The organism is Longimicrobiales bacterium, assembly GCA_028823235.1.
Taxonomy (GTDB): Bacteria; Gemmatimonadota; Gemmatimonadetes; order Longimicrobiales; family Gaopeijiaceae; genus UBA2589.
This window is the reverse complement of record JAPKBW010000018.1, coordinates 14,397-31,308: the sequence shown is the minus strand read 5'-3', so window position 1 is coordinate 31,308 and position 16,912 is coordinate 14,397. Positions and strand designations below refer to the sequence as shown.

The 16,912-nt window shown below is 62.3% G+C and carries 11 protein-coding genes; 9 read left to right on the top strand and 2 right to left on the bottom strand.

Annotation, left to right across the window (positions count from 1 at the left end):
• Positions 1-5: 5 nt before the first annotated feature.
• Together OSA81_10690 and OSA81_10685 are read right to left on the bottom strand one after the other, a co-directional pair.
• Positions 6-2,405 carry a xanthine dehydrogenase family protein molybdopterin-binding subunit gene (locus OSA81_10690; protein ID MDE0899475.1) on the bottom strand — a complete coding sequence of 800 codons (2,400 nt, stop codon included), beginning with the start codon at positions 2,403-2,405 and terminating at the stop codon, positions 6-8.
• Between the two features lies 1 nt (position 2,406).
• Positions 2,407-3,036 carry a (2Fe-2S)-binding protein gene (locus tag OSA81_10685; protein ID MDE0899474.1) on the bottom strand — a complete coding sequence of 210 codons (630 nt, stop codon included), beginning with the start codon at positions 3,034-3,036 and terminating at the stop codon, positions 2,407-2,409.
• A gap of 251 nt (positions 3,037-3,287) precedes the next feature.
• On the opposite strand from OSA81_10685, the gene OSA81_10680 reads away from it, so the two are divergent.
• From OSA81_10680 to OSA81_10640, 9 genes are all read left to right on the top strand, one after another.
• On the top strand, positions 3,288-3,569 hold the full coding sequence (locus OSA81_10680; GenBank protein MDE0899473.1) for a hypothetical protein: 282 nt from the start codon (positions 3,288-3,290) through the stop codon (positions 3,567-3,569).
• Between the two features lie 19 nt (positions 3,570-3,588).
• A complete protein-coding gene (locus OSA81_10675) occupies positions 3,589-4,518 on the top strand; it encodes an AEC family transporter (protein MDE0899472.1) in 930 nt (309 codons plus the stop codon).
• A gap of 55 nt (positions 4,519-4,573) precedes the next feature.
• Positions 4,574-6,187 carry a D-aminoacylase gene (locus OSA81_10670; GenBank protein MDE0899471.1) on the top strand — a complete coding sequence of 538 codons (1,614 nt, stop codon included), beginning with the start codon at positions 4,574-4,576 and terminating at the stop codon, positions 6,185-6,187.
• A gap of 54 nt (positions 6,188-6,241) precedes the next feature.
• A complete protein-coding gene (locus tag OSA81_10665) occupies positions 6,242-7,879 on the top strand; it encodes an amidase (GenBank protein MDE0899470.1) in 1,638 nt (545 codons plus the stop codon).
• A 76-nt stretch (positions 7,880-7,955) separates the two neighbouring features.
• Complete coding sequence (locus OSA81_10660; protein ID MDE0899469.1) at positions 7,956-11,285, top strand: amidohydrolase family protein; 3,330 nt, start codon at positions 7,956-7,958, stop codon at positions 11,283-11,285.
• 85 nt (positions 11,286-11,370) lie between these two features.
• On the top strand, positions 11,371-12,714 hold the full coding sequence (locus tag OSA81_10655) for a dipeptidase (GenBank protein ID MDE0899468.1): 1,344 nt from the start codon (positions 11,371-11,373) through the stop codon (positions 12,712-12,714).
• Positions 12,711-13,739: a DUF1028 domain-containing protein gene (locus tag OSA81_10650; protein ID MDE0899467.1), complete on the top strand. Its 1,029-nt coding sequence runs from the start codon at positions 12,711-12,713 to the stop codon at positions 13,737-13,739. The genes OSA81_10655 and OSA81_10650 overlap by 4 nt, the downstream gene beginning before the upstream one ends.
• A 103-nt stretch (positions 13,740-13,842) precedes the next feature.
• Entirely contained in the window at positions 13,843-14,013 is a 171-nt protein-coding gene (locus tag OSA81_10645; GenBank protein ID MDE0899466.1) for a hypothetical protein, read from the top strand.
• 52 nt (positions 14,014-14,065) lie between these two features.
• A complete protein-coding gene (locus tag OSA81_10640; GenBank protein MDE0899465.1) occupies positions 14,066-16,867 on the top strand; it encodes a prolyl oligopeptidase family serine peptidase in 2,802 nt (933 codons plus the stop codon).
• Positions 16,868-16,912: the final 45 nt, after the last annotated feature.

Sequence of the window (16,912 nt, the reverse complement as noted above, 5' to 3'; positions counted from 1 at the left end):
CTTTCCTACTGCGTGTTGACCGCGAGCGGTCGGTGCGACGGCTCGCGATCGTTGGCGGCATTGATAATCATGTCCGTCGCGATCGGGGTCCGGTTGAAATAGTGACCGCCCAGCGCGTCCGAGACCGCACACAGGACGGCGGAGGCCGCGCATCCCATCAGCGGCTCTCCGATTCCCTTTGCGCCAACCGGATTTTGGGGGTCGGGAATGCCCACTGCCGCCCAATCCATGGTGGTTGGGACATCGAGGTAGGTCATCGGTTTGGCCTGATGGAGTCCTATGCCAGCCGGCAAGCCCCACCGTCGGTCGTAGACGTGCCGTTCCGTGAGAGCCATGCCGAAGCCCATGACGGCTCCGCCGCGCACCTGCGCGCCCAGACTCTGTGGGTGGAGTACGACACCACAGTCTACGACGCCCAGGTAGTCGATGATCTCCACGCGCCCTGTATCGACGTCCAGTTCGATCTCTACGAAGCCCGCGGCGAGTGCCGGGACAGTACCTGTGTGCCGGTTGCTGTCTCGGGCGACGCCGAGAAGTCCAGTGCCCGCAAGCGCCTCCGCCGATCGTCGCGTCATCGCGTTCAGGTCGGCTGGCAGGTTTTCCCCGCTGTAGTGACCGCCCATGCGAATCGCCCAACGAGCTGCACTCGAGTACGTCATTCGCCAGGATGGGTTTTCACGGTGAACCAGACTCTCGCCGGAGACGTCCCAGTCGGCTTCTCGACCGCCGATCCTGATGGCGGCGATCTGCTTCAGCTTGCTCAACGCATCCATCGCAGCGACGTAGTTGGTCCTCGTCATGGTGAACGACGTGTTGCTGCCGAATTGACCGTTGTTCCAGGGGAGGTGCCGGCTGGAGTCACCCCTGTGGATGACACAGTTGTCCCAGTCGTACCCAAGGACCTCAGCGGCTACACGAGAGGTCGCGGCGTAGGAGTACGTCCCGAGATTCCCGACACCAGTGTGAATGTGGAGCTTCCCGTCTTCGTCGATCCGCACGAGCCCGTCGAATCCGCTCGCACCCGCCGAGTGGAAGGCCTGGCCCACGCCGACGCCTCGAACCTTGGATCCATTTCGTTGACCGCTGCGCGCGCGTCGGTCGTCATAGTTGAATCGTTCTCGTCCGAGATCGAGAGCCTCGCCAAGATGTGCGCTCGTGACCGGACCTTGGCTGCCGTTGTACTTCGCACTGCTGTCCGGAGCGTTTATGCGTCGGATCGCGATCTGGTCCAGCCCCAGTTCTCGCGCGGCTTTGTCGATGATCGGCTCGACCGCGCATGCGATCTGGTTCTGGCCAGGTCCCCGCTGAGCTCCGCGCGGTGGGGTGTTGGTCAGTACCGAGATCCCGCGATAGCGCATGGCCTCGGGAGTGTAGACGAGTGAGACCGCCCCCGCGGCGCTCCCCATGTCGCCGAAGCCGCTGTAGGGCCCGTTCTCCTGAACGATGTAAAGGTCTGCGGCCGTGACCCGGCCGTCGGCGCGGAAGCCCATTCGAATGCGGCCCTGGAATCCACACCGGGCTGAGCCAAGGAAGTATTCCTCGGCGCGGCTAATCCGCATCATGACCGGACGTCCGGTCTTTTTCGACATATGCGCCGGGATCGACATGATCGGATAGGCTCCCGCCTTCGATCCGAATCCGCCGCCGCAGAACTCCGAAACGAAAACCAGGTCCTCAGGCGGAATCCCGATATAGTTCGCTAATCCGGGATGGACGATCGACTGGCTCTGAGTCGAGCCGTGGACGAAGCACTTCCCACCCTGCCAGTATGAGAAGGCGGTCCGTGGCTCCATCGAATGGTGTGCTGTGCTCGCGGTTACGAAACTCTCGTCGAGGACCAGGTCCGCGGCCGCGAATCCGGCATCGAGATCGCCGTACGTCCACTCCGCGCCAGGTGCTCCGCGAGGCATCTCGGAATCGGAACTGTCCAGGAAATCGTCAGTCGACCATTTCTGTTCGAAAACGCCCTCGTCGCGAGAGAAGGTGTTCCCGTCTCTCCTCGCGTTGGGCCCGTCGGGCCTCAGGCTGTCGAGTGGGTCGGTGCAGAAGGGGAGCGGCTCGAGGTCGAGCACGATCGCGTCGATCGCATTCTGAGCGGTCTCCTCGTCGACGGCCGCGACCGCGAGGATCGGGTCGCCGACGAAGAGAGGCTCGTTCGTCAGGATGCTGTTGCCGGGCGCGGGCTGTTTTGGCACGTCGGCGGCGGTGAGGATCGCCACGACCCCGTCCATCGCGAGCGCTGTCCGAGCGTCGATACTTCTGACGACTGCGTGCGGCATGGGGCTCTTGAGGAGGCGACAGAAGAGCATGCCATCCATGCGGAAATCTTCCGCGTACTTCGCAGCCCCCGTCACCTTGGCTCGGATATCCGGCGGAGTGAAGTCCTTTCCGATCAGCTCTGGCATCTCAGGCCTCCTGTGCGGCGCGCATGACGCCGTTCAGGTAGTGGTCGTAGGCCCCGCATCGGCAGAGGTTGCCGGCGAGTGCATCGCGAGCCTCGTCGCGGGTGGGCGAAGGATTGCGTTCGAGCAGCGCAACAGTGGACATGACCTGACCCGGCGTGCAGAACCCGCACTGGGGCCCGAGTTCGTCGATGAACGCCTGTTGTACCGGGTGCAGCGTGCCATCCTCCGATTCCAGCCCCTCGACGGTCCGAATTTCCCGGCCGCGCACCCGGTGGGTCAGCGTCGAGCACGAGTAGCTCGTCGTATCCCCGAGAATCACGGTGCAGGCACCGCATTCTGCCCGATCGCACCCGATCTTTGTTCCGGTCAGTCCGAGCTTATAGCGCAGCGTCGTCGCTAGGGTCTCATTCGGTAGCACGTCGACCCGCCGGGTCTGCCCGTTGACCGTGAGCGTGACGAGGCGTTCAAGACCTCCCGCCTGGCTTTGCCCTCGTACGCCGGTGCCGAACCAAGTGAGGCCAGACACAGTCGCGCCCGACGCAATGACGCCTTTAATGAAGTCGCGGCGAGACCATCGGGGCCGGGTCTCGGGCAGCAAGATCGTGGTGGTCGGAAGCTCCGTAGGACTCACGAAGGGCGCTCCTTGAAGGGTGCAGGTTGATGGTAGGGCAGGTGCAGAGCACCGGCAATCCAGCTCGCGTCATATATCTTGACCACGGCGGTCAGTCATCCTTCGTCGCCGAAAGTCTCTACGTATTCCGCACCAGAGAAGACATGCCGGGCATCTCGGCACTGTTAAGGTGGTGATCACCGCCGAGACTGATCATTTTTCCCGTCGAATCCGCGCTGAGACCACCACAGTAACCACCCGGAGCGACTCCCGTGGATCATGAGATGATGGCTGGGCCCTCGGGCACCTTCGGCGGCCACCTGACCCCCGGCATCGGATTCGCGATCTGGGGACTGCCCTGGTTATGGGAACTCGTCGGACCGGATCGACCATGGGGAGTCGCCGATCCGGTTGAACGGGCGCTCCTTACAGCTTCGTTGAAGATCGTCGCGGCGCTCATCGCGCTGCCGCATCGAGATGACCAAGGCGGGCTGGCGTCCGATGGACCGGGCCATCGGCTGGCACCACATCACTACCGGTTACTGACGGCGTGATTGCGGTGATCGCGTGAGCATGCTGTTGCAGACGATGGTGCCCATCTTCGGGCTCATGGCGCTTGGTTTCACAGCTGTGCGCGTTGGACTCATGGAGCAGACGGGTGTGAAGGGACTCGTTCTCTTCGTCTTCAATTTTTCGATCCCGTCGCTGCTTCTCACTAGCATGGTGGCGCTGGAATTTCCGCCTGATATGGACTGGAGATTCCTCATCGCGTTCTACGGGGCATCGCTTCTCGTCTACGGTGGCGGTGCGCTCCTCGGCCGCCTCGTCTTCGGTCGGTCGCTTTCGGAGCAGGCGATCTTCGGCATGGGTGCCGCGTTCTCGAATCTGGTGCTCATGGGGATACCCATCGTGCTCACTGCGCTCGGCCCGGAAGCGTCTCTCCCCATGCTTCTGATCATCGGATTCCATTCGGCGACGTTCATGCCCCTTACGGTGATCCTGATCCAGGCTGGGAAAGGGAGCGAGGGATCATTCGGGCAGCGTGCGGCTCGCGTTCTCGTCGATGTGATCCGCAACCCGATCATCCTCGGAATCTTCACAGGACTGCTTCTGAACGTCACGGGAATCGAGATCTGGCCGCCGGCCGCCGGTATGCTGGACTTCCTGGGTGCCGCCGCCGTTCCGTGCGCGCTGTTCGCGATGGGCGCTTCGATCGCGGGCTACCCCCTGACGGGCGATGTCGCACCCGCAGTCGCGCTGTCGTCGCTCAAGCTCATTGTGCATCCGTTTCTCGTCTGGCTGATCGCGGGACCGCTGCTCGGGTTGTCTGGCCTGTGGATGTCCGTGGCAGTCCTTCTCGCGGCGATGCCCAGCGCAGTGAATGTCTATCTATTCGGAGCGCGTTACGACGCAGCACCCGGCATCGCGGCTCGGTCCGTACTTCTGACGACGGTGGGTTCAATGGTGACGATCTCGGTCATTCTGGTGCTGATCGGCGCCTGACGTGTAGCGATGGCAGGAACCACTACGTAAGCTCACGGGCCTATTCGGAGAGCATATGAAGCAGACAAACCCGTTCGTTCGTCGCACTTCGCTTCTCGCCGCGCTGTTGGTTGGCCTCGGCGGTTGCTCTCAGGAGTTCGATCTCGTTCTTCAAGGAGGGACGGTTCTCGATGGGACCGGAGCCCCAGGCCTTCTCGCGGATGTCGGAGTACGTGACGGTCTGATCATCGAGGTGGGTGACCTGAGCGGGCGGACGGCCGTCGACCGTATCGACGTCACGGGCCACGTGGTTGCGCCAGGATTTATCGACCCACATACGCACTCGCGTGAGACGATTTTCGAAATCCCCTCGGCGGAAAACTTCGTAAGGCAGGGGGTCACGACTCTGGTCGAGGGAAACGACGGAGGCTCACCACTCGACCTCGAGAGATGGTACGACTCGCTCGCGGCGAACGGCGGCACCTCCGCCAACTTCGCGATGTTTGTCGGGCATGGCTCCATTCGATCCGAGGTGATCGGCAACGAAGACCGGGCGCCCACGGAGGAAGAGCTCCGAGAGATGGAGGCGTTCGTCGAGCGCGGCATGGCTGCCGGGGCGCTGGGACTGTCGACCGGGCTGTTTTACGTGCCCGGGACTTTCTCCGAGACCGAGGAGGTCGTAGCGCTTTCGCTCGTGGCCGCGGCGGCCGGGGGTATCTATATCTCGCACATGCGCAATGAGGGCGAAGGAGTCTTTGACTCTGTGCGAGAGACGATTCGCATCGGCCGGGAGGCTGGTATCCCGGTGCAGATGACGCACCACAAGATCGGTGCATGGCGGAATTTCGGGCGCGCCCAGGAGTCGATCGACCTGATCAGGGCCGCTCGTGCGGAGGGTGTGGATGTGACCTTCGATCAGTACCCGTACACAGCGTCCTCGACGGGGTTGTCCAGCATTATTCCTCCATGGGCTCGGGAGGGCGATCGACTTGCGGAGCGCCTCGCAGATCCAGAAACACGCCGCCGGATCGTGACGGACATGGTCACGTGGATCGAGATGCGCTTCGCTGACGACCCGTCCAAGATCCAGCTCGTGTCCTGTGGCTTCGATGATGAGGCAGGAGCCGCGTTCCCTGCGGATATGGCGGGCCTGACGCTGCTCGACATTCTCGCCGATCGTGAGACGGAGGGGCCGACAGCGGTGGCTGATCTGATCCTCGAGATTGATCAGGCAGGGAGATGCAGCGCGATCTTCCACGCATTCGACGAGGGCGATGTCCAGACGCTCATGCAGTCGGAGTTCGGGATGATCGGGTCGGATGGGGGCCTCAGTCACTACGGTGAGGCCAGCCCACACCCCCGTGGGTACGGGACATTTCCGCGGGTGCTCGGTCACTACGCGCGCGATCTCGGAGTGATCACGCTGCCTGAAGCGGTGCGTCGCATGACCGCTGTGCCCGCGGACCGACTTGGGTTCACCGATCGTGGTCGCATTGCACCGGGGCTCGTGGCCGATCTCACCGTGTTTGACCCAGCGCGGGTCATCGACCGGGCCACATTCGATAACCCTCACCAGTATCCGGACGGAATTCCACATGTATTTGTCCGAGGCATCGCAGTAGTGAAGGACGGCGAGATCACCGACGAGCGACCGGGCGAGGCCTTGAAAGGCCCGGGATACGCGGGGTAGACAGCCGACCCAGACGCATTAATCAGCGATTTATCTGCAAGGAGCACCGCCAACATGATCAATCGACGTCGATTCCTGGGAACGACCGCAGCAGGGACTGCGGGTCTCGCGATGAGCACCTCCGGGTGCGCGCCCGGGGGTGACTCGAGCGGCGGGGCAACAGTTTCATCACAGGACAGTCAGGTTCCTCCGTTCGAGCTGGACGAGGTCACGGTCACCGAGCTCCAGGCGAGCATGGCCTCGGGCGAACGCACGTCTCGTTCGATCACGGAGTTGTACCTGGGGCGAATCGAAGCCCTCGATCGGCAAGGGCCCGAGTTGCGCTCGATTATCGAGACAAATCCCGACGCGCTCGCGCTGGCTCACGAGCTCGATGCCGAGCGTGCCGCCGGGAATGTGCGCGGACCGCTACACGGCATCCCCGTCGCTATCAAAGACAACATCGATACACATGACGGCATGACGACAACTGCGGGCTCGCTGGCTCTCGAGGGGTCGATTCCTGTTCAGGACGCGTATATCGCCGCTCAGCTCAAGGCTGCCGGGGCGATTGTGCTCGCGAAGGCCAACATGAGTGAGTGGGCGTATTTCCGTGGCTATGCTGCGTCGAGTGGCTGGAGCGCTCGCGGTGGCCAGTGCCGGATGCCCTACGCATTGAATCGGAACCCGTGCGGTTCCAGCTCAGGCTCGGGCGTCGCCGTCTCTGCCAACTTGGTACCGCTCACGATCGGGACGGAGACGGGTGGCTCGATCATGTGCCCATCCTCGATCAATGGCGTGGTCGGAATCAAGCCCACGGTCGGCCTCTGGAGCCGGTCGGGCATCATTCCGATCTCCCATTCCCAGGATACAGCCGGCCCGATGGCGCGCACGGTGCGTGACGCAGCGATTCTTCTCGGACCACTGACGGGGGTCGACCCTCGCGATGAGGCGACAGCCGCCAGCGCAGGGAACGCCCACACGGACTACACCCAGTTCCTCGACGCTGACGGCCTGCGGGGAGCACGCATCGGAGTCGCTCGTAGCTTCACTGGATTCGACCCCCGGATCATCGAGCTGTTCGACGACGCGATCAACGCCATGCGTGATGCCGGTGCCGTCATCGTGGACCCTGCGAACCTGGATGCTTCCGCATGGAATGATCCACTGTCACTCGTGCTGCTTGAGTACGAGTTCAAGGCAGATCTCAACGCCTATCTCGAGGGACTGGGCCCTGACGCACCGGTGAAGAGCCTCGCTGAGGTGATCGCCTTCAACGAGGCGAACGCAGACCGGGAGATGCCGTACTTCGGCCAACAGCGCATGCACGATTCACAGGCGCGTGGGCCGTTGACTGATCGAGCCTATGTCGAGGCGAAGCGGACCGTTCAGCGCTCGAACCGCGAAGATGGCATCGACGGCCTCATGGATGGCCACCGCCTGGACGCGATCATCGCACCGACCAGGGATCTCTCCTGGCCGACTGATCACATCAGGGGAGATCGTCTGGAGGGTGGTAGTAGCGCTGGCCCGGCGGCGATCGCAGGATACCCGGACATCAGCGTTCCTATGGGGCTGATTTCTGGGCTTCCCGTCGGGCTGTCCTTCTTCGGGCGGGCGTGGAGCGAACCGACGCTCCTGCGCGTCGCATATGCGTACGAGCAGGCGACGCAGATGCGTCGTCCGCCAACCTTCGCTCCTTCCCTTGGGTAGGCTCTTCCTTTGGGAACCCTTCCGTTTGGGTGACTCTCCGCCCCGCACTCGAATTTCCCCTATGCCCTGTCTTTCGATGCTTCCATCAATCAAGAACATTAAGCGTGCTCTGGCGGTTGCGATTCCGGCTGCTCTGCTCCTGGTCGCCATGCCCGTTACTGCCTTCGCTCAGGAGGCTCCCGATACAGCGGCCGACAGAAAGAAGGAGGAGGCTGCGCCACTGCCGCTCGTAGCGTCGCGAACAATTGAACTAGACACGGATGAGGGGACCTGGCTCTCCCTTGATGTCAGTCCCGACGGGCGGAGCGTGATCTTCGAGATGCTCGGAGACCTCTACACAGTCCCGCTTGGCGGTGGAGATGCGACGCGGATTACGGAGGGGCTCGCCTATGACACTCAGCCACGGTATAGCCCGGACGGAACGAAGGTCGCGTTTATCTCCGACCGAAGCGGCGGGGACAACGTGTGGACGCTTGATGTAGCGAGCGGGGACACCACGCAGGTGACGAAAGGGAATGGGTCCAGCTGGATGTCGCCGGACTGGACACCGGACGGTGACTACATCGTCGCCTCGAAAGGGGCGACTCGACTGGGGACAGTCAACCTATGGATGGGACACGTCGATGGTGGTTCGGGCCAAATGCTCAGGGACGAACCTGAGAACCTGAAGACCAACGGGGCCGCAGTATCCCCCGACGGTCGATACATCTGGCACGCGCAGCGCAGGAACTCGTGGGACTACAACGCGCAGTATCCTCAGTATCAGATCGCTGTGTACGATCGTGAGACCGGGGAAGTCTTCACTCGCACGTCGCGCTACGGATCCGCGGTACGGCCGACGCTTTCACCCGACGGTGCGTGGCTCGTCTATGCCTCGCGATACGAGAACGAGACTGGCCTTCGGCTCCGTGACCTCGCGACGGGTGACGAGCGCTGGCTTGCGTACCCTGTGCAGCGGGACGATCAGGAGTCGGTCGGAGATCGGGACGCCTATCCGGGCATGAGTTTTACTCCGGATTCGAGGGAGGTTGTCGCATCCTACGGTGGGAAGATCTGGCGTATCCCAGTCACGGATGGTGCTGACCCAATCGCGGTCCCGTTCCGAGTACGAGCTGATGTGGCTGCAGGGCCCCTGGTCGAGTTCGATTACCCGATCGAGGACACACCGACGTTTACCGTGCGCCAGATCCGGGACGGGGTCCCGTCCCCCGAGGGGTCTCGACTCGCCTTCGTGGCGCTGGACGATCTCTACGTCATGGACTATCCGGGCGGCACTCCGCGTATGGTCGACCCATCGGATCGTACGCAGGCACAACCGGCCTGGTCGCCCGACAGCGAGTGGATCGCGTACGTCACTTGGGATGCGACCGGTGGTCATATCGTGAAGGCACGCCCTAATGGTGACGATGTGCAGCAACTCACGACTGCACCGGCCCAGTATCAGCAGGTGGCCTGGAATGGGACGGGGGATCGAATCGTGGCGATGCGCAATCCGGCACGGGCATTCCAGGAGTCAGATGGTCCGCAGTTCAGTGGCGCGGAGATGGACATCGTGTGGGTGCCGGCCACTGGCGGAGGTGCGACGGTTATCACCGCCGCGAGCGGGCGGCAGGCACCGCACTTCGTGGAGGGAGTCGACCGGATCTACTTCCACCATGAGGCGCGTGGCGTCGTTTCGATTCGATGGGACGGCACGGACGAGAAAGCGCACGTGACCGTGGTTGGCAATACGAGGCCGGGTAGCACTCAGGCGAATCGCGCCTCCGAGATCCTCATGGCTCCGAGTGGCGACCGGGCCTTGGCCAAGGTCAACGACGATATCTACGTGGTTACCGTGCCTCAGGTCGGAGGAGACACACCCAATATCTCTGTGGCCAAACCCGACGACGCTGCCTTTCCGGCAGAGAGGCTCACCGATATCGGTGGCGACTTCCCTCGCTGGGGCGTGGACGGTCGGACGGTCCATTACTCCGTCGGAAACGCGCACTTCGTGTACGATCTAGACGCCTCGGAGGCGTACGCGGACTCCGTTGAGGCGGCGGCCCGGGTAGAAGACGCAGAAGACGTCGTAGACGACGACGCGGGCTATCGCGCCTCCGAGCAGCGAGTCCTGATTCAGGCACCCCGTGATACGCCTGAGGGCGTGCTCGTGCTGCGCGGCGGACGTGTGCTGACGATGAACGGACGTGAAGTGATCGAAAACGCCGACATCGTAATCCGAAACAACCGGATCGAATCAGTTGGTGCTCAGGGCTCGGTCAATGTCCCCGGTGGGGCGGACGTCATCGACATCTCTGGAAAAACTGTCACGCCGGGATTCGTCGATACCCATTCCCACATGTGGTCGGCGTCCGGCCTCCACAAGACGCAGTCCTGGATCTACCTGGCGAACCTCGCATACGGGGTGACCGCGACGCGCGATCCACAGACGGCCACGACAGACGTTCTGTCCTACTCCGACCTCGTTACGGCAGGCCAGATGATTGGGCCGCGTATCTACTCGACGGGCCCTGGAATCTTCGGTGACTACGTCGAGGACCCGATCCGCGACCTCGACCACGCGCGCGACATCATGCGCAGGTACAGCGAGTACTACGACACGAATACCATCAAGATGTACATGGCCGGGAATCGTCAGCAGAGGCAGTGGGTGGTCATGGCCGCGAGAGAGCAGGGCATCATGCCGACGCTCGAGGGTGGCCTGATGTTCAAATACGACCTCACGACCACGCTCGACGGGTACCCGGGGCTCGAGCACTCGCTACCGATCGCGCCGTTCTACTCAGACGTCGTCGAGGCGTTTACGACGATCGGGACGACGTACACGCCCACGCTGCTGGTTTCGTACGGCGGTCCGTGGGGTGAGAACTACTACTACTCGCGTGAGAATCCGCATGACGATCCGAAGCTCCAGTACTTCACCGCGCACGGCGAGCTTGATCAGAAGAGCAGGCGCCGCCCGGCGTGGTTCCGCGACGATGAGCATGTCTTCCAGCGTCATGCGGAGGGTGTGAAGGCCTTGGTCGAAGCTGGAGGCCGCGCGGGCGTCGGCAGTCACGGGCAGTTACAGGGCCTCGGCTATCACTGGGAGCTCTGGTCGATTCAGTCCGGTGGAATGGACGAGTACGACGCATTGAGGGTGGCCACGATCCTCGGTGCCGAGGCGATCGGGCTCGATGGCGACCTCGGCACTATCGAGCCCGGCAAGCTGGCCGATCTGGTCATCCTGGACGGAAATCCACTCGATGACATTCGGAATACCAACACCATTTCACAGGTGATGAAGAACGGCCGCCTCTACGAGGGCGATACGCTCAACGAGACATGGCCCGAGCAGCGACCCCTCGAGCGGCGTGACTGGGTGGGGATTGAGGCTCCGAACACGAGAGCGGGCACGGGCCGCTAATCCTGTGGGCCCGTGGCCTGCATCCGGGCAGTCGCGTACAATCTTGGGCTCCTCAAACCACCCCACAGTGACCGAACCGATGAGCATGAAGACTGACACCTACTTTCGCCGTTCGCGCATTCTCCCGTTTGTGGCTTTGGCCACGCTCGTCGGCTGCGGTGGCGGTGAGCCCGTGCAGGAATCTGAAGCCGATCTCGTAGCTCGTGCACGAGGCATCCACGAGCGCGTGATCACCCTGGATACCCACAACGACATCAGCGCTGCCAACTTCACTGCTGAGCAGAACTACACGATGGATCTCGGCAACCAGGTGAACTTGCCGAAGATGGAGGCTGGTGGTCTCGACGTGTCCTTCATGATCGTCTACGTCGGCCAGGGCGAGCTGACGGATGCCGGCTTCAACGATGCGTATGCACAGGCCGTCGAGAAGTTCGATGCGATCCACCGGCTGACCGAGGAGATCGCGCCCGACCAGATCGGCCTCGCTCTGACATCGGATGACGTCCGCCGGCTCGATGCCGAGGGCAAGAAGATCGCCATGATCGGGATCGAGAACGGCTATCCGGTCGGCATGGACGCTGGCCGGGTACAGGAGTTCGCCGAACGTGGTGGCCGCTACATGTCTCTCGCCCATAACGGCCACAGCCAGCTCTCCGACTCGAATACGGGTGAGAGGGACGACGTCTGGCTCCATAACGGGTTGAGTGATCTGGGCCGTGAGGTCGTCACGGAGATGAACAAGTGGGGCATTATGATCGACCTCTCGCATCCGTCGAAGGTGGCGAACCTCGAGACGATGCAGCTCAGCCGCGCTCCGGTTATCGCATCACATTCGGGCGCCCGTGCCGTTGGCGACGTCAGCCGCAACATGGACAACGAACTCCTGATGGCACTGAAGGAGAACGGTGGCGTGATCCAGACCGTAGCCTTCCGTAGCTACCTGCGCCCTGGGAAAAACACCGCTCACAACGAGGCGTCCCAAGCGATTATTGCCGAGGTCGCTGAGGAGATGGGCTTCGAGATGCCGTCCGGCGGCCGCGGTGCAATGTTCCGCGCCATGTCCGCGATGAGTCCGGCCGAGCAGGAGACGTTCATGGCCGAGTACCAGAGCGTTCAGGATGCCGCTGCGGCACGGGTCGAGGCTGAGGTGGACCCGGTTACCCCTCCCGTCGGCGTGTCGGATTTTGTCGATCACATCGACTATCTGGTGAACCTGATCGGCCTTGAGCATGTTGGTATCAGTTCTGATTTCGATGGTGGTGGCGGCGTTACCGGTTGGAACGACGCGTCCGAGACGTTCAACGTGACGCTTGAGCTCGTGCGCCGTGGCTATACGGAAGAGCAGATCGGGATGATCTGGAGCGGCAACCTGTTTCGCGTCCTCGATGAGGTTCAGGCGGTGGCCGCGGAGATGCAGGCCGCCGGATGATCAGTCGAGCCTCGGGACGCCTGTCGAAGACAGTCTTCCTGATTGCCGGGGTCGCATACGCGGCCTCGGCGACAGGGGCCCTCGCCCAGCGAGTGCAGGTCGCCGATCCCTACTCGGACTACACCGACGACTACCTCTCCACTTTCTCGATCATCGCGCTCGACCGAGCAACTGGCGAGCTCGGCATGGGCGTGCAGTCGAAGGCGTTCGGTGCCGGGAATCGGGCGATGACCGCCAAGGGTGGTGTCGCGATCATCGCTCATCAGGCTTCGGCCAATCCGATGTACGGGCCGATGACGATCGACCTCATCGAGCGTGGATACTCTCCCAAAGAGGCGCTCGATCAGCTCGTCCGGTCGGATGAGGGTCGGGACAGACGGCAGAACGCCGTCATCGACATTCAGGGACGTACAGCTGCGTGGACTGGTGAGAGCACGAACGATTGGCACGGTCACACCTGCGGTGTGGACTTCTGCGCTCAGGGCAACATTCTGGCAGGGCCTGAGGTCGTCGACGCGATGGTCGCGTCGTTCCAGGCGTCATCGGGCTCGCTTGCGGAACGGCTGATGGATGCGCTCGATGCCGCTCAAGGTGCGGGTGGGGACGCCCGCGGCATGCAGTCGGGTGCGATCCTCGTGGTGGCGCCTCGCGTTCGTGAGGCCTTCCACGACCGAGTGGTAGACATCCGTGTCGACGACCATCGAACTCCGCTCGCCGAACTGCGTCGGATTCTGGACCTGCAGCGGTCGGGTGAGATCATCCGTGATATCGGACCGTTGATCGAGGCTGAAGATCTCACCGGAGCCCTCCGAGTGGCTGAGGCTGCCGTCGAGAAGTCACCTGGCAACGACAATGCGCACGTTGCACTTGCAAGCGTGCTGCTCCGGATGGACGATCGCGACGGTGCCTTTGCCTCGTTGAGCCAGGCCGTCGAGCTGAATCCCGGGCGGCGCACGATGCTGCCCCGAGACGGGAATTTCGAAAGCCTTCATGCCGACCCGAAGTTCCTGCGGATCATTCGCTAGCCGAGAGTGCTCCTCAGGCCCTTTGAACTTGCGAATAAATACCGGGTTCTCGACGATCTCGTCGGTAGCTTCGCTACCCTCGAGGGCCGACACAGAGTCGACCATGAATCGGGGAGGCGGCATGGCCACCGTATTCCTCGTCGAGGATCTTAAGCACCACAGCAACGTCGCCGCGGACGATCAGCGCTTTGCTGATGCTCCAGCGTGGCGGACCGGCCGAGGGGGCGACGAGCGGGTTGATTGGCGTCCAGTATTTCTTCCAGATCCTGGATGAGCGCGTGGGACGGTAGAGCAGTAGCATTCGAAAAAATCGAAGGAGATATGGAATGATGATTCAAAAGACGTGCACGGCTGCCGTTGTCGGCATCCTGGTCAGCTCGGGCGCTCTCATGGCACAGGACAAGCCGACCCTTACACCTGACGACTACGACCAGTGGGAGCGACTTGGTGCCGGGGTCCTTTCCCCGAATGGCGCCTGGATGGCCGTCTCGATTGATCGAGTGAGTGATGAGGGGGAACTGCGGATTCACAGCACGACATCCGACTCGGTCGTCATCGTTCCATTTGGAAGCCGTCCGTCGTTCAGCTCGGACAATCAGTGGGTCGCCTATTCGATCGGGACGTCGGAAGACGATCGGGATGCTGCGGAGGCACGCGACGAGCAGGTGTACAACAAGCTCGGGCTCCTGAATCTCGGGACCGGCGCTCAGGCAGAACGTGATGATTTCGAATCGTTCACGTTTTCCGGCGAAGGTCGGTTCTTGGCGCTCCAACGCTACAAGCCCGAGGACAAGGAGAGCGAGGGCGTCGACGTAGTCGTACACGACCTTTCCTCAGGCTCGGACATGAGTTTCGGAAACATTTCCGAGATGGCCTGGCAGGATGACGGCAGCTTGCTCGCGCTTGCGACCGATGCGGACGACCGCGTTGGCAACGGGATCACCCTTTATGATCCAGCCTCCGGCCGAATCCGCTCTCTGGATGCGGCCGAGGCTACGTATCGCAACCTCTCGTGGCGCGATGATGCAGATGACCTGGTCGTCTACAGGACCGTGGAGAGCGAAGCGTTTGAAGACACGGCGCACGTGGCGCTGGTATGGCAAGGGCTCGAGGGTGATGCCTTGCAAAAGCGCGTGCTAGATCCGGAAACGAATGCGTCTTTCCCGGGCTCGATGCGGGTCGTCGAATTTCGTGACCCGAGCTGGTCCGAAGACGGTGCGACACTCTTCGTCGGGATTCAGGCTCGCCGGCCTGCGCCTCCGAAATGCGCGTCCACCGGGGACGAGCCCGACAGCGAGTCCGACGAAGCTGAGGGCAGCGACGATGCCACTGTTGAGTGCAACGACGACGACGTGGCGGGCGTCGAGATCTGGCATTCACGGGACCTCGACCCGGTCCCCGGCCAGCGGGTTCGTGACCGCCAGCTTCGTCAGATCAACTTCCTTTCCGCCTGGAATGTTGACACGGGCACCTTCGTTCAGCTCGGTGACGACCTGACTGAGATCACGTCGATGGTGCCCGGCGGACGTCACGTCATGGGACGCGACGAAAGCCCCTACGACGAAGAAGCAATGTTCCGGCAGCAGTACGCAGACCTCTATACGATCGATGTCGCCACTGGAGCGAAGATGCTCGTCGAAGAACGGGTCACCATCGTGGGTAGTGGCAGTCCCCGAGGTCGATACATCACGTGGTTTTCCGGTAACGACTGGTTCGCCCACGACATCGAGCGAGGAGAGACCCACAACCTGACCGAGAGCGTAGCGACTGCCTTCGTGAATCTGGATGTCACGCCGACTCGTGAGCAGATGCCGCCTTTCGGCTTCGCTGGATGGCTTGCGGACGACCAGGCGGTTCTCCTTTACGATCGGTGGGACGTATGGCAGGTGGAGCTCGACGGCTCGGGCGGTGAGGCACTCACCCACGGCACGCCTGATGAGATCAGGTACCGGGTGGCAAGTCGTGACGAGGATCGCGAAGGCTTCCCGGCAGACGAAGATCTCTACTATGCCATGTACAGCGAGTGGACGAAGGCCGCTGGGTTCGCGAGCGCCGAGCCGGGTGACGAGCCGGAGACGCTCGTGTGGGAGGACCGGATGTTCGGCGGCTTCAACGTGCCGTTCCTCAAGGCTGAGGACGCCGAAGTGTATGCGTTCCGCATGGAGGCCTTCGGCGACTCGCCGGACTACTTCGTGGCCGGCCCCGACCTCTCGGATCCACGTCAGGTTACAACGACGAATGCGTTCCATGGTGACTATGCATGGGGGCGCACCGAGTTGGTCGACTACGTGAACGAGTGGGGACGCCGACTCCAGGGTGTTCTGACGTATCCGGCCAACTACGATCCGTCTCAGGAATACCCGATGATCGTGTACCACTACGAGTTACTCTCGCAGGGTATGCACCAGTATCAGATCCCGGATCCGACGCAGTATTACAACCAGCAGATCTGGAGCCAGGACGGGTACTTCGTCCTGAGGCCGGACATCGTGTACCGCGACCGGCGTCCGGGGCAGTCGAACGTCGAGACACTCCGGCCAGCCGTCGCCTCGGCCGTGGCTCAGGCGCCGATTGACGAAGAGAAGATCGGACTGATCGGGCACTCTTGGGGCGGCTATCAGACCGCGTTCTTTGTCACGCAGGACAATCTATTCGCCTCAGCCGTCGCGGGGGCTCCGCTCACGAACCTCATGAGCATGTACCTCTCCTACTACTGGAACAGTGGAGGCACGGACGCGCGGATCTTCGAGATCAGCCAAGGCCGGATGCAGGTTCCGTGGTGGGAAGACTGGGACTCGTATGAGGCCAACTCACCCGTTCACAACATCCAGAACATGGAGACTCCGCTGCTCATGATGTTCGGGACGAACGACGGAGCGGTCGAGTACAATCAGGGCGTCGAATTTTACAATGCGGCGAGACGGACCGGAAAAGAGATGGTGCTCCTGTCCTACGACGGGGAGAACCACGGACTTGCTCGCGAGCCGAACCAGCTCGACTACCAGAATCGGATTTTGCAGTGGTTCGCGCACTACCTGAAAGGCGAGCCCGCCCCGGACTGGATCTCACGTGGTCTCTCCTACATAGAGCAGCAGGACCGTCTCCGCTCGAAAAAGCCGATCGGATAGGGGTACGAGCGTCCTGCCAGGGGCACGTGAGTATCGGCTGAATTT

Bases quoted from the DNA above. Each gene is read 5' to 3' on its own strand.
- OSA81_10640 (MDE0899465.1), top strand. From the start codon at position 14,066: ATGATGATTCAAAAGACGTGCACGGCTGCCGTTGTCGGCATCCTGGTC.
- OSA81_10670 (MDE0899471.1), top strand. From the start codon at position 4,574: ATGAAGCAGACAAACCCGTTCGTTCGTCGCACTTCGCTTCTCGCCGCG.
- OSA81_10655 (MDE0899468.1), top strand. From the start codon at position 11,371: ATGAAGACTGACACCTACTTTCGCCGTTCGCGCATTCTCCCGTTTGTG.
- OSA81_10665 (MDE0899470.1), top strand. From the start codon at position 6,242: ATGATCAATCGACGTCGATTCCTGGGAACGACCGCAGCAGGGACTGCG.
- OSA81_10650 (MDE0899467.1), top strand. From the start codon at position 12,711: ATGATCAGTCGAGCCTCGGGACGCCTGTCGAAGACAGTCTTCCTGATT.
- OSA81_10645 (MDE0899466.1), top strand. From the start codon at position 13,843: ATGAATCGGGGAGGCGGCATGGCCACCGTATTCCTCGTCGAGGATCTT.
- OSA81_10690 (MDE0899475.1), bottom strand. From the start codon at position 2,405: ATGCCAGAGCTGATCGGAAAGGACTTCACTCCGCCGGATATCCGAGCC.
- OSA81_10675 (MDE0899472.1), top strand. From the start codon at position 3,589: ATGCTGTTGCAGACGATGGTGCCCATCTTCGGGCTCATGGCGCTTGGT.
- OSA81_10660 (MDE0899469.1), top strand. From the start codon at position 7,956: ATGCTTCCATCAATCAAGAACATTAAGCGTGCTCTGGCGGTTGCGATT.